Source organism: Lysobacter antibioticus HS124 (genome assembly GCF_000336385.2).
Classification (GTDB): domain Bacteria; phylum Pseudomonadota; class Gammaproteobacteria; order Xanthomonadales; family Xanthomonadaceae; genus Lysobacter; species Lysobacter firmicutimachus.
In genome coordinates, this window is record NZ_HG424514.1 from 25,386 (window position 1) to 37,947 (window position 12,562).

A 12,562-nucleotide genomic window follows, 5' to 3' on the forward strand; every position below is an offset into this window, starting at 1 on the left:
GGCGCTCTGCGGACCGCGTCGTCCTGCGAACGCGTCCGTCGTCTCTCGACGCCGAGCGGGCCGCGAGTACACTGCGGCCATGTCCGTCGACCGCGAACCGCTGGGACTGTTTCCGCTGCATACGGTGCTGGTGCCCGGCGCGTCGATCGGCCTGCGCGTGTTCGAGCGACGCTATCTCGACCTGATCCGCGATTGCGGCCGCGAGGGACGCGGCTTCGGCGTGTGCCTGATCATGGAAGGCCAGGAGACCGGCGCGCCCGCTACCGCGGCGGCATTCGGCACCGAGGCGTTGATCGAGGATTTCGGCACCGGCGACGACGGCCTGTTGTTGCTGCGTGTGCGCGGCGCCCGCCGTTTCCACGCCGGCCGGGTGCGGGTGCGCGACAACGGTCTGCAAGTCGCCGAAGTCGAATGGTGCGCGCCGGACCCGGACGACGAACTGCGTCCGGAGCATTCGTTGCTGGCGACTTTGCTCGAAGGGCTGTTGGAGAAGGCCGGCGGCGAGCACCATCTGGCGCCGCATGCGCGCCGCGACGAAGCGGCCTGGGTCGGCTGGCGCCTGGCCGAACTGCTGCCGCTGGCGCCGGCGCAGCGGCAATGGCTGCTGCAGCTCGACGACCCGCACCGGCGCCTGGACCACCTGCTGACGCTGTTGCACTGAGCCGCCGCGCTCGGCGCGGCAGCCGGATCAAGGCGCGGGCGCGACGGTTTGCGGCAACCGGTACTGCGAACGCAGGCGCAGCACCGGCGCGCCGTTCTTCGGATGCGCTTGTTCGAGCAGGACGAAGCCGGTCAGCGCCTTGCGCACTTCGGCATGGGCGCGGCCGCCGTCGGATTGCGGCAGCCACAGCGTCGCGGCATCGAAGGGCTTGGTCAGGCGCAAAGTCTGCGCCGTGCCGACCCACAGCGGCGTGCCGTCGGAGAGCACCGCCGGCGCCGGCCACAGGCGCAGCGCGTATTGCAGGTCCGGGCTGGGGCCGTCGCGGAGCATCAGCAGGGCCTCGGCCTGGGCATCGAGGGTGGCCGGCAGCACCGCTTGTTCGCGCGCCGGCGTGTCGTCGTCGAGCAAGGCGATGGTCGACAGCCAGTTGGCCTGTTCCTGCACCCGCCAGCCGGCGGCTTCCAGGCTGGCGCGCAGCGGCGGCAGCGGGCCGGCGACCTGCACGTCCAGCGGCCAGCGCCCGCGCGCATCGCGCTCGTTGCGCTGCGCCGGCAGGCTGGCCCAATCGCTGCGCCACCAGGCCTGCGCATCGAGCACCGCGGTGGGTTGGGCGGCGGCGAACTTGGCCAGCAAGGCATCGGCCGAACGCGGCGCATGCCACAGCGCGGCGGCCGCGAACACGGTGTAGAACAGCACCGCCAGCGGCCGCATCCAGAACGAGCGGGCGACGTGGCGGCGATAGGCGATGCCCAGCACCAGCAGCCAGACGATGCCGAACAAGGTGCCGCCGACCAGGTCGCTGGGCCAGTGCGCGCCCAGGTACAGGCGCGAGAAGCCGACCAGGGTGGTGACCACGCCGGCCAACAAATAGGGCCAGACCCGCTGCCGGCCCGGCAGCTCGCGCGCGATCAGCACGGCGAAGAAGCCGAACACGATCGTGGTCATGGTCACCGCGACCGAAGGGAAGCCGAAGCCGGCCGGCGCGGTCGGCGGACGCGGCATGTCGATCGCCGCCTCCAGCAACGAAGTCAGCGCCAGGCCGAACACGATCGCGCCCACCCAATGCGCCGCCGCCATCCAGCGCCGGCGCCAGGCCAGATAGACCAGCACCGCCAACGCCGCCGGCGCCAGCACGGCCGGATCGCCGAGGCTGGCCAGGCCGGCCATCAGCCGGTCGGCGAGCGGATTGCGCAGGGTCCACATGAACTCGTGCACGCTGTGGTCGATCGCCAGCGGCCCGCCGCTGGCCAGCAGCGTGGCCAGCAGGGTGAACCAGATCCAGCTGATCCCGAGCAGGCAGACCGCCAGCATCACCAGCGAGGCCGACTCCGGCCGGTTGGGATCGATCAGCGCCGCGGCGTAGCGGCCCAGGCGCGGATGCGCGCGGGTCCAGCGCAGTGCGCGCGCGAGCAGGTTGTCGGCGTGGTTGGCGAACCAGCGCCAGGTGTAGAGCACGCCGGCCCAGACCAAGGCCAGGGCGGCCAGCAAGCCGCCCAAAACCACCGCCAGCCGGTCGGCGACTGCGGCGACCGCGTCGTAGGATGCGCCCAGGATCCAGCCCGGCGCCAGGAACAGCCCCGACCAGGCGGCGCAGGCGAGCAGGCTGGGGATCGCATAGCGCCGCATCGGCATGCGCAGCATGCCGGCGATGGCCGGCACGAACGGCCGCACCGCGCCGACGAAGCGCGCGATCACGATGCTCTTGCTGCCGTGGCGGCGGAACAGATTCTCGCCGCGGTCCAGCCATTGCGGATAACGCGAGAACGGCCAGCGTTCGCGCAAGGTCGGCCCCCAGCGATAGCCGACCCAGTAACTCAACCCGTCGCCGGCGAAGGCGCCCAGGGTCGAACAGACCAAGGCATAGGGGCCGTTGATGTGGCCCAGGCCGACCAGCGCGCCGACCGCGAACAGCAGCGGCAACGCGGGTACGACGATGCCGACGATGACCAGCGCATCGCAGAACGCGATCAGAAAGATCACGATGCCGGCGGCGATGGGATTGGCCGCGATCCATGCGGTCGCGCTTTCGAGCCAGGCAGGTTCCATCGGCCGATTATAGGCAGGGCCTGCTGTGGCGAGGATGACCGGACGGCGGGGATTGGGGATTCGGGATTGAGGATCGGCTAGAGCCAGGGCTCGGCTTTGGCCTTGGCTTTGCGAATCCCGAATCCCCAATCCCCAATCCCCAATCCCCGCTACAAGTACACTTGCCGCCATGCCCACAGACCCCACCCTGCCCAGCGAAGTCGCGGCGCTCAAGGCCGACAGCTTCGGCCGCATCGCTCTGATGCGCGGGCCGCAGGGGCTGTTCGTGCGGCGCGATCTCGGTCGCGTGCCGTGGTGGCTGCGGCTGCCGGCGTGGTGGCTGGCGCGGCGCGAGGCGCGCGCGCTGCGGCGCGTCGACGGCCTGGAAGCGACACCGCAGTTGTTGGCCTGGGACGGCCGCTGCCTGGATCGCAGCTACCTCGACGGCGCGGCGATGTACCAGCGCCCGCCGCACGGCGACCTGGCCTATTTTCGTCAGGCCCGGCGGCTGCTGCAGCGGCTGCACCGGCGCGGCCTGGCGCACAACGACCTGGCCAAGGAAGCCAACTGGCTGGTGCTCGCCGACGGCCGTCCGGCGATCATCGATTTCCAGCTCGCCACCCGCGGCGATCCGCGCGCGCGCTGGATGCGTTTGCTCGCGCGCGAGGATTTGCGCCATCTGCTCAAACACAAACGCACTTATTGCGCACAAGTGCTCACCCCGGTAGAGCGCCGCCTGCTCCAGCGCCGCTCCTGGCTGCGCGAGGCCTGGTTCGCCACCGGCAAACCGGTCTACCGCTTCGTCACCCGCCGAATCCTGCATTGGGAAGACAACGAGGGGCAGGGGCCGAAGCCCTGAGAGCCGGGATTGGGGATTCGGGATTGGGGATTCGCTCGAGCGCAGGCGAGGTGGCGGAGCCCTCGCCGGCTTGCGGGTGAGGGCTGAATCGTTGCCGTCGATCGACGAGTCTGGATCGATGGAGCGATCGTGCCCGCGACGGGTGCGATGCAGACTCCTCGTCTCGTCCAGACGCTGGCGTAGGGATTAGGATGTGAAAGAGCCCGCTTTGCCGAATCCCGATTCTCGAATCTCGAATCCCGGCTTGCGAATCCCGAATCCCGAATCCCGAATCTCCAATCCCGGCCCCCCAATGACCCTCCAAGGCAAAACCCTCTTCATTACCGGCGCCTCGCGCGGCATCGGCCGCGAGATCGCGCTGCGCGCGGCGCGCGACGGCGCCAACGTGGCCATTGCGGCCAAGTCGGCGGTCGCCAATCCCAAGCTGCCCGGCACCATCCACAGCGTCGCCGCCGAAGTCGAGGCGGCCGGCGGGCGCGCGCTGGCGCTCAAATGCGATATCCGCGAGGAAGACGAGGTCCAGGCCGCGGTCGCGGCGACCGCAGACGCGTTCGGCGGCATCGACATCCTGGTCAACAACGCCAGCGCGATCTGGCTGCGCGGTACCCTGGACACGCCGATGAAGCGTTTCGACCTGATGCAGCAGGTCAACGCGCGCGGCAGTTTCCTGTGCGCCCAGGCCTGCCTGCCGTATCTGCGCCAGGCCGCGAACCCGCACATCCTGACCCTGGCGCCGCCGCCGAGCCTGGACGTCAAGTGGTGGGCGCCGCATACCGGCTACACCCTGGCCAAGATGGGCATGAGCTTCGTGACCCTGGGCCTGGCCGGCGAATTCGGCCCGAGCGGCATCGCGGTCAACGCGCTCTGGCCGAAGACCATCATCGCCACCGATGCCCTGAACCTCATCCCCGGCGTTCCGGTGGACCGTTGCCGCAAGCCGGAGATCGTCGCCGATGCGGTGCGCGAGGTGTTGATCCGGCCGGCGCAGGGGTTCTACGGCCGCTTCCTGATCGACGAAGAAGTGCTGAGCGAGGCCGGCGTGGCCGACTTCGGCCGCTACGCGGTCGATCCGGACAAGCCGTTGTTGCCGGACCTGTTCCTCGGCTGAGGCGCCAGCGCAGGAAAAAGCCCCGCGAACGCGGGGCTTCTTCTTGCGGCATGCGACCGGACGACGCGCAGTGCGGCTCGGCTCAGGGAGCGGATTCGGGCAGCGCCGCCAGGTTCACGCGCGGCTTGAACCACGAGGCGCTGCGGGCGAACACGCTGCCCGGCGCCGCCGCGCTGCTGAAAAAGCCGGTATTGCGCAGATAGAAGGCCGGCGCGACGGCGCCGCCGGTGATGTCCAGGCGCTGGCGGTTCTGCGCCGTCGCATCCACGGTGAAGCGCGCCGACTTCACTTCCGTCCACAGACCGTCGGTGGACACCGCCCACTGATTGCCGTACAGGGCCAGGCGGTCGAGGTAGCCGTAGTCCGGATTGAACGACTCGATGAAGGAGTACACCCCCTTCTGGTAGGTGGAGACGCCTTCGTACTTCCAGCTGGCGATGAATTTCCACCGGCAATCGCCGCGGCCGAGCACGCAGGGCGTGCCGAACCAGGCCGAGAACAGGGTGTTGCCCTGGCCGTCCGGACGTGCGCGGGTGATGAAGCGATAGGTGTGGCCGGGCTTCCAGTCGTAACGCAGGAAACTCTGCCCGCCGGTGCCTTCGCCGCCGAAGTCCTGCGCGATCACGTCGGGGCCTTTCTTCAGCAAGGTGGTCTTGCCGGCGGGCGAGTCCCACACCGAGAACAGCACGCGGCGTTCGCTGGCCGAATTCACCTGGATCCCGAAATAGCCCTGCGAGAAGCCGTTGGCCATGAAGTAGGAGCCGATCGGGTCGTGGCCCTTCGGCACCGTGACCTCGTTGTAGAAGTATTCGGTGTTCTCCGGCACGGCGAAGCCCAGATGGCCCGACGGACCGCGCCGCGACCAGTAGAAGTTGGCCGGATCGTCGGCGAACACCAGGCCGGCGGACGCGGCGCTGCCGCTTACTTCCAGCCCGGAGATATCGCCGTAGTAGCCGCCGTCGGTGCTGACGCCGCGCAGGTCGACCTTGACGTAGCCGGGGCGGGCGATGGCGAAACTGCCGACATGGAAGGACGACGTCGCGGTGCCCGACAACGCCGCGAGCCGGCGTTGGCCGCCGATCGAGACTTCGACCGTGCTGCGGGTCGCGCCGTGCAGCGCCCCTACCAGCGAGAGCTCGACCTTGCCGACGCGATGGGTGAAGAAATAGACGCTGGCCACCGCCTTGTCCGAGCTCCAGTTGTGCAACCCGGTGTCGTCGACGAGTTCCTCGCCCGCGGGCGCGGGTCGGGTGATGAAGGCGTTTCCGCCCAGCGGTACGAGGGTCTTGGTTTGCGCGAACGATGGGGCGGACAACAGGCTCAGGGACAGCAACAGCCAGACGGCGGCTTTTCGCATGGTCGTTCTCCGTGGGCGGACAGTGGATGACGCGGGGCGGCGGAGCGCGGCGGCGATTACGTCACTGCTTTTCCGAACGCGTCAATGGACGCAACGCCGTGTAAATCCGCCAGTACGCAGCGACGGGGCGTTGCGCCGAAAACCGGCGTCCGTGAAAGTCGTCGGTGGCTTGCGCAATGGGAGAAACGGACGAAATTGCGCCGATGCGCGCCTCGTCCGTGGCGGAGGCCGATCGGGTTTTGCGCCGGCGTCCGGACCTGCGCGCAGGCCCGTCGGCTCGCGGGGTCGCGAGAAACGTGACGCAGATTCGCAACGATGCGCGCGGGGGCGTTGCCGGTCATGGCGACGCCATGCCGCCGCAGGGCCGGCGCAGAGGCCGACCGCCGCCGCCCCCGATTCAGCGCTGCGGTTGTTGCAAGGCCTGCGCGAACGCGTACAGCAAGTCGACGTAGAACTTCTCCGTTTCCACCAGTCCCGCCACCTTCGAGCCCGGCGCGGGGTCGATCACCGTGTATTCGTTCGGGGCGTGCGCGCCGGCGCCGTGGCCCAATCCGCCGGCGAGCATCGGCAGCCCCAATGTCTGGGTGAACACGTAATACGGTGCGCTGCCGCCGATGCGCGGCGCCACCGGCGGGGTCTGCCCGTACTTGCGGTAGACGCTCAACACGGCGCGGCTCAGCGGCGCCTCGATCGACGTCTGCGCCGGCGGATAGCCCGACAGCCGGCGTACCTCGATGTCGTTGAAGCCGTTCGCGTCCAGGTGCTTGCGGATCAGCGCCAGCGCCTGCTCGGGCGTCTGGTCCGGTACCAGTCGCGAATCGACCTTGGCCAGCGCGCGGTGCGGCAGGATGGTCTTGACCCCTTCGCCGGTGTAGCCGGCGACCAGGCCGTCGATGTTGAGCGTGGTATCGAACACTTCGGCCGCCGCGGCATCGCGCAGGCGGCGGCCGTTCTTCCAGCGCGCCGCGCCGACGGCGGCCAGCTGCTTGGCCTCGTCGGCCTTGCGTCCGAGCACCAGGCCATTGAATAAGCGTTGCTCTTCCGCGCTGGGTTTGCGGATCGCATCGCGATAGCCGGGCACGGCGATCTCGCCGTCGGGCGTGGTCAGCGTCGCCAGCGCCTGCACCAGCCGCCAGCTCGGCGAATCGAGCTTGGCCGCGAGCGATCCGTGCACCTCGCTGCGCTGCGGGCCGCCGCTGACCGGGTTGCCCTTGGCCTCCAGCTCCATGTACAGAATGCCTTTCACGCCGAGGAACATCGACGCCTGGCCGTCGCGGTCCTGGGTGCTCATCGGGAAGAACACGCCGTCGGCGCGGCGCAGCCGCTGCTCGTAGCGGGCGACGATCTGCGGGTAGTGCGGCGAGCCGAGTTCCTCCTCGCCTTCGGCCAGTACGATCAGGTTCAGCGGCGGCTTGCCGCGCGCGCGCACGATCGCGTCCAAGGCGTTGAGGAAAGCGCGCTGCGGGCCTTTCTGGTTGGTCGCGCCGCGCGCCATCAGCACCCGGCCGAGGCCGGGTTCGTCGACCAGTTCGCCGGCGAAGGCGTCGACTTTCCAGCCGCTCGGTTCGACCGGCTGCACGTCGTACATCATGTAGACGATCAGGGTGTGTTCGGCGCCGGCGTCGTAATAGCCGTACACGCCGGGATGGCCCGCGGTCGGCACCACAGCGGTATCGCGGAAGCCCAGCGCCTGCAGATCGCTGCGCAGCAGTTCGGCCATCTCGCCGATGCCGCGGTTCTGCGCGCTGACCGAGGGCTGGCGCAGCCAGCGCTGCAAATGCGCAAGATCCTGTTCGCGGCGTTGTTCGAGCCGGGCGTAGACGTCCGGATAGGCGCCGGCGAACGGCGCCACCGAGGCCGAATCGAATGCCTGATCGGTGTCCATGGACAGCGGCGCCGGCGGTGCGGCGAAGGCGGGACCGAGCACCAGGGCCAAGGCGGCGGGCAGCAAGCGGAGCGACGGGGCGGCGGGGCGACGGCGGATGCGCATCGGAACTCCCTCGATGACGGCAGCGCGGGCCGGCGGGCGGTTGCGGCCGGCGGACGCGGCAGCGGCGATTCTGCCGCAGCCGGGCCGGCGCCGCTGCGCGGCCCGGCACGATGCGCGACAATGGCCGCTTCCTCCCCGCACCGCGAACCGCCGCCGTCCATGGACACCGCCTCGCTCTACGCCCTCTCCGAGCGCTACTACCTGCCTGTCTACCGCCCGCGTCGGATCGTTCTCGATCGTGGCCAGGGTTCGCGCATCTGGGACCTGGACGGTCGCGAATACGTGGATTTCGGCGCCGGCATCGCGGTCAACGCGCTCGGCCACGCCCATCCGGCGCTGATTCAGGCCCTGACCGAACAGGCCGGCAAGCTCTGGCACACCAGCAATGTCTTCGTCAGCCAGCCGCCGCTGCAGCTGGCCGAGCAACTGGTGTCGGCTTCCGGTTTCGCCGAGCGCGTGTTCCTGTGCAACTCCGGCGCCGAAGCCAACGAAGCGGCGATCAAGCTCGCGCGCAAGTGGGCGACCGGACAGGGCCGCGAACCCGAGCGGCGGGTGATCCTGAGCTTCCGCGGCAGTTTCCACGGCCGCACCCTGGCCGCGGTCACCGCCACCGCGCAGCCCAAGTACCACGAAGGTTTCGAACCGCTGCCGCCGGGCTTCCGCTACAGCGATTTCAACGACCTGGCCGCGGCCGAAGCGGCCATGGCCGACGGTGCGGTGTGCGCGGTGCTGGTCGAGCCGGTGCAAGGCGAGGGCGGCGTGACCGCCGCCGACGAGGCGTTCCTGCAGGGCCTGCGTGCGCTGTGCGACCGCCATCGAGCGTTGCTGATCCTGGACGAGATCCAGTGCGGCATGGGCCGCACCGGCCAGTTGTTCGCCTGCCATGCCTACGGCGTGACCCCGGACGTGGTCACACTGGCCAAGGCCCTGGGCAGCGGCTTCCCGATCGGCGCCATGCTGGTCGGCGCCCAGGCGGCGCAGGCGATGCAGTTCGGCGCCCACGGCACCACCTTCGGCGGCAACCCGCTCGCCGCCGCCGTCGCTGGCGCGGCGCTGCGCGAGTTGCGTTCGCCGGCGCTGATGGCCAACGTCGAGCGTCAGGCCGCGGCGATCCGCGCCGGTCTGCTCGCCCTCGACGCCGAGCTGGCGTTGTTCGCCGAGGTCCGCGGCCGCGGCCTGATGATCGGCGCGCAGCTGCGCGAGGCGCATGCCGGAAAGGCGGGGGAGATCCTCGACCTGTGCGTCGGGCAAGGCCTGTTGCTGCTGCAGGCCGGCCCGGACGTGCTGCGCTTCGTGCCGGCCCTCAATATCGGCGACGCCGATGTCGCCGAAGGCCTGTCGCGCCTGCGCGCGGCGCTGCTGAAGTTCCTCGGCCGCTGAGGCCCCTGGACGCAGCGACGAAGCGCTGCGTCTTCTGCGGCCTGCTCGCCGGCCGTGCGCCGGCGAGCTTTGCCCATCGCGGACGAACACGTCGCCGCTTTCGTCGGTCCGCGCCGGACGGACGAAGGCCAGGCGCCGATCGCGCCGCGCCGGCACGTCGAATCGCCGTTCGACCTCGACCCCGTCGCTGGTCGGAGGATGGCGCTGACGGTGGCGCGTGCGCTCGCCGCCGTCCCGGCCCAGCCTGCGGCTATGCGACGGCCGCGCCGGCGAACAGCAAGTCCCGTACATGTCTCTGCAGCCGGGCCGGATCGGCGTCCGCTCATTGCGTATCTAGCTCGGCCGCGTTCCGATGCCGAGTCCGCGCGACTGCCGCGTCGAATGAGGGGACGCGCGTTTCGCCGCTCGGCGCTGACCGGCAGCCCGGTCTGACGCGGAAGCTCTGGAAAATACGGGTCTTTACCCGTGCGGTCGATTCAAACGATAATAATTCTCGTTTGCTACAACCCTTCGGAGCCGCCCCCTCATGTCCCGCCGCCGTCCGCGCCTGGCGCCCCTGGCCTTGGCCATCGCTGTCCCCCTGAGCCTGTCGGCGTTCGCCGCGAGCGCCGACTCTGCGCCGGCCGAAGCCGATCGCGACCGGGCCACCACGCTCGACCATGTCGTGGTGCAAGGGGCGGGCGATGGCTACAAGGCCGGCAGCGCCGTCACCGCGACCAAGACCGACACGCCGATCGACGAAACCCCGCAAGCGATCACCGTGGTCACCCGCGAGCGCATGACCGACCAAGGCGCGCTCAACGTCCAGGACGCGCTCAACTACGCGGCCGGCGTGCGCTCCGACGCCTACGGCCTGGATTCGCGCGGCGACTGGACCTTGATCCGCGGCAGCTCGCCGCAGGAATACCTCGACGGTCTGCGCAGCTCGTTCAACTACTACACCAGCTCGGCGCGCACCGATCCCTACCTGCTCGAGCGCATCGAAGTGCTGCGCGGCCCTTCGTCGATGCTGTTCGGGCAAGGCAGCACCGCCGGCGTCATCAACCTGGTCAGCAAGCGCCCGCAGGCTCAGGCGCAGCGCGAGATCGGCGTGCAAGTCGGCAGCTTCGATCGCCGTCAGCTCAATGCCGACTTCACCGGGCCGCTGACCGAGGACGGCACTTGGCTGTACCGCATCGTCGGCGTCTACCGCGACAGCGAAACCCAGGTCGATCACGTCGACGACGACCGTCGCCTGATCGCGCCCTCGTTGACCTGGAGGCCCAGCGAAGACACCTCGTTGACCCTGCAGCTGCGCTGGCAGCAGGACCGCACCGGCTCGACCTCGCAGTTCTTCGGTTGGAGCGGATTGCTGGCGTCGAACCCGAACGGGCGCGTGCCGTCGCACCGTTTTATCGGCAATCCGGGCGACCACTACGACACCGACCGCACCACCGCAGGCTGGCTGTTCGAACACCGCCTCAACGAAAACTGGACCCTGCGCCAGGCCTTCCGCGCCGCCCGCAACAAGGTCGATTACGCCAGCGCCTACGGCGATCCGTTCAGCGGTCCGTCGAATCCCTTCGTGGATGCGCAGCAGCGGGTCATCCGGCGCGAAGGCTGGTTCGCCGATACCCGGGTGCGGATGCAGAACATCGACCAGCATGTCGAAGGCCGATTCGACACCGGCGCGGTCGCGCACCAGGTGCTGGCGGGCGTGGACGCGGTGCGCTTCAAGCAGGACGAGCGGCAGCTGTTCGAGAGCGCGCAAGACCGCGGCGGCACCATGCCGGCGATCGACATCTACGCCCCGGTGTACTTGCCGCACACGCCGCCGGCGTTCGGCCCGGCGGTCAAGACCCGCCAGCGCCAGGTCGGCCTGTACCTGCAGGATCAGATGCGCATCGGCGAGCATTGGATCGTTGTCGCCGGGCTGCGCCACGATCGCGCCAAGAGCGGGTTGGCCGGCGCCGGAGACGAGAAGTCCAGCGCCACCACCAAGCGCCTAGGCGTGATGTTCCACGACTGGGCCGGCTGGTCGCCCTACCTGAGCTACAGCGAGTCGTTCACCCCGGTGGCCGGCACCCATGCGCTGACCGGCGCGCGCTACAAGCCGCAACGGGGCGAGCAGATCGAAGCCGGACTCAAGTTCGAGCCCGCCGGCCGCGATCTGAGCTTCACGGCCGCGACCTACGAGCTGCGCGAAGAGAATCGTCTGGTCCCCGATCCGGCCAACCCCAACGTCAACGTGCAGGCGGGCAAGACCACGGTCGGCGGTTTCGAGCTGGAGCTGACCGGCCGGTTGACCTCTCGCTTCGACCTCACCGCGCACTACAACTATCTCGACAACGACAAGCAGCTCGAGGCCACTCCGCGCCATCAGGCCGCAGTCTGGGGCAAGCAGCGTTTCAGCATCGGCGGCCGCGACGGCTTCGCCGCCGGCCTGGGCCTGCGCTACATGAGCGCGTTCGACAGCCCGCCCGCGCCGACCACGCCGTCGGTGACCCTGGCCGATGCGATGGTGTCGCTCGACGCCGGCGCATGGCGCTGGGCGCTCAACGTCAACAACCTGACCGACAAGCGCTACTTCAGCATCTGCATGGGCCGCGGCGATTGCTGGTTCGGCGCCCGCCGCAACATCGGCTTGAGCGCGACCTACCGGTTCTGAGCCGGCGACGGGCGATCGCGGCATGAGCCGACAAAAAAAGGGGCCGACGCGGTCGGCCCCTTTTCGTTTCGTCGGCGCGCGGCGGGGGTTACAGGGTCGCGAAGGCGGCCCGCGCCGCTTCCAGGGTGTGGGCGATTTCCGCATCGCCGTGCGCGCTCGACACGAAGCCGGCCTCGAACGCCGACGGCGCCAGATACACGCCGCGCTCGAGCATGGCGTGGAAGAAGCGGTTGAAACGCGCGCTGTCGGAGGCCTTGGCGTCGTCGAAGCTCTCGATCGCGCCGTCGCGGAAATACAGCCCGAACATGCCCGGCGCGCGGGTGGTGACGAAGGCGATGCCGGCCTCGCGCGCGGCCGCTTCCAGACCGTCGCACAGCGCATGGGTGCGGCGTTCGAGTTCGGCATGGAAGCCCGGGGCCTGGATTAGCTCGAGCGTCGCCAGGCCCGCGGCCATCGCCACCGGATTGCCGCTCAGCGTACCGGCCTGGTAGATCGGGCCGGCCGGCGCCACCTGCCGCATCAGCTCCCCGCGGCC

9 protein-coding genes are annotated in these 12,562 nt (G+C 69.7%); 5 read left to right on the top strand and 4 right to left on the bottom strand.

All coding sequences use genetic code 11. The annotated features are described in order from the left end of the window. The first annotated feature begins 79 nt into the window (after positions 1 to 79). Positions 80 to 661 (top strand): LON peptidase substrate-binding domain-containing protein, encoded by a 582-nt coding sequence (locus TX83_RS13445; protein ID WP_064748468.1) that lies wholly within the window; start codon positions 80 to 82, stop codon positions 659 to 661. Positions 662 to 688: 27 nt separating this feature from the next. On the opposite strand, the gene TX83_RS13450 is transcribed toward TX83_RS13445, so the two are convergent. Then, positions 689 to 2,707, bottom strand: coding sequence for a bifunctional DedA family/phosphatase PAP2 family protein (locus tag TX83_RS13450; RefSeq protein ID WP_064748469.1), 2,019 nt, complete (start codon positions 2,705 to 2,707; stop codon positions 689 to 691). A gap of 169 nt (positions 2,708 to 2,876) precedes the next feature. On the opposite strand from TX83_RS13450, the gene TX83_RS13455 reads away from it, so the two are divergent. Together TX83_RS13455 and TX83_RS13460 are read left to right on the top strand one after the other, a co-directional pair. Then, a complete protein-coding gene (locus TX83_RS13455) occupies positions 2,877 to 3,545 on the top strand; it encodes a serine/threonine protein kinase (RefSeq protein ID WP_064748470.1) in 669 nt (222 codons plus the stop codon). A gap of 292 nt (positions 3,546 to 3,837) precedes the next feature. Then, positions 3,838 to 4,653 (top strand): SDR family oxidoreductase, encoded by an 816-nt coding sequence (locus tag TX83_RS13460; protein ID WP_064748471.1) that lies wholly within the window; start codon positions 3,838 to 3,840, stop codon positions 4,651 to 4,653. A gap of 82 nt (positions 4,654 to 4,735) precedes the next feature. Here TX83_RS13460 and TX83_RS13465 read toward each other — a convergent pair whose 3' ends face one another. Then, positions 4,736 to 6,010, bottom strand: a complete 1,275-nt coding sequence (locus TX83_RS13465) for a DUF3472 domain-containing protein (RefSeq protein WP_064748472.1) — start codon at positions 6,008 to 6,010, stop codon at positions 4,736 to 4,738. A 397-nt stretch (positions 6,011 to 6,407) separates the two neighbouring features. Beyond that, the gene (locus tag TX83_RS13470; protein ID WP_064748473.1) at positions 6,408 to 8,000 is read right to left on the bottom strand and encodes a M20/M25/M40 family metallo-hydrolase; all 1,593 of its coding nucleotides are present in this window, start codon (positions 7,998 to 8,000) and stop codon (positions 6,408 to 6,410) included. Positions 8,001 to 8,159: 159 nt separating this feature from the next. Between TX83_RS13470 and TX83_RS13475 the strand changes: the two genes are divergently transcribed. Then, positions 8,160 to 9,380 carry an acetylornithine/succinyldiaminopimelate transaminase gene (locus TX83_RS13475; RefSeq protein WP_064748474.1) on the top strand — a complete coding sequence of 407 codons (1,221 nt, stop codon included), beginning with the start codon at positions 8,160 to 8,162 and terminating at the stop codon, positions 9,378 to 9,380. 526 nt (positions 9,381 to 9,906) lie between these two features. Beyond that, positions 9,907 to 12,027, top strand: coding sequence for a TonB-dependent siderophore receptor (locus TX83_RS13480; RefSeq protein WP_064748475.1), 2,121 nt, complete (start codon positions 9,907 to 9,909; stop codon positions 12,025 to 12,027). Positions 12,028 to 12,115: 88 nt separating this feature from the next. Here TX83_RS13480 and TX83_RS23915 read toward each other — a convergent pair. Then, positions 12,116 to 12,562 (bottom strand): aminotransferase class III-fold pyridoxal phosphate-dependent enzyme (locus TX83_RS23915; protein ID WP_261370129.1); only part of this gene is annotated, 447 nt, incomplete at its 5' end.

What these genes read in the sequence shown, in the direction of transcription:
- TX83_RS13460 (WP_064748471.1), top strand. Translation starts at nt 3,838, where the DNA reads ATGACCCTCCAAGGCAAAACCCTCTTCATTACCGGCGCCTCGCGCGGC.
- TX83_RS13480 (WP_064748475.1), top strand. Translation starts at nt 9,907, where the DNA reads ATGTCCCGCCGCCGTCCGCGCCTGGCGCCCCTGGCCTTGGCCATCGCT.
- TX83_RS13445 (WP_064748468.1), top strand. Translation starts at nt 80, where the DNA reads ATGTCCGTCGACCGCGAACCGCTGGGACTGTTTCCGCTGCATACGGTG.
- TX83_RS13455 (WP_064748470.1), top strand. Translation starts at nt 2,877, where the DNA reads ATGCCCACAGACCCCACCCTGCCCAGCGAAGTCGCGGCGCTCAAGGCC.
- TX83_RS13465 (WP_064748472.1), bottom strand. Translation starts at nt 6,010, where the DNA reads ATGCGAAAAGCCGCCGTCTGGCTGTTGCTGTCCCTGAGCCTGTTGTCC.
- TX83_RS13470 (WP_064748473.1), bottom strand. Translation starts at nt 8,000, where the DNA reads ATGCGCATCCGCCGTCGCCCCGCCGCCCCGTCGCTCCGCTTGCTGCCC.
- TX83_RS13450 (WP_064748469.1), bottom strand. Translation starts at nt 2,707, where the DNA reads ATGGAACCTGCCTGGCTCGAAAGCGCGACCGCATGGATCGCGGCCAAT.
- TX83_RS13475 (WP_064748474.1), top strand. Translation starts at nt 8,160, where the DNA reads ATGGACACCGCCTCGCTCTACGCCCTCTCCGAGCGCTACTACCTGCCT.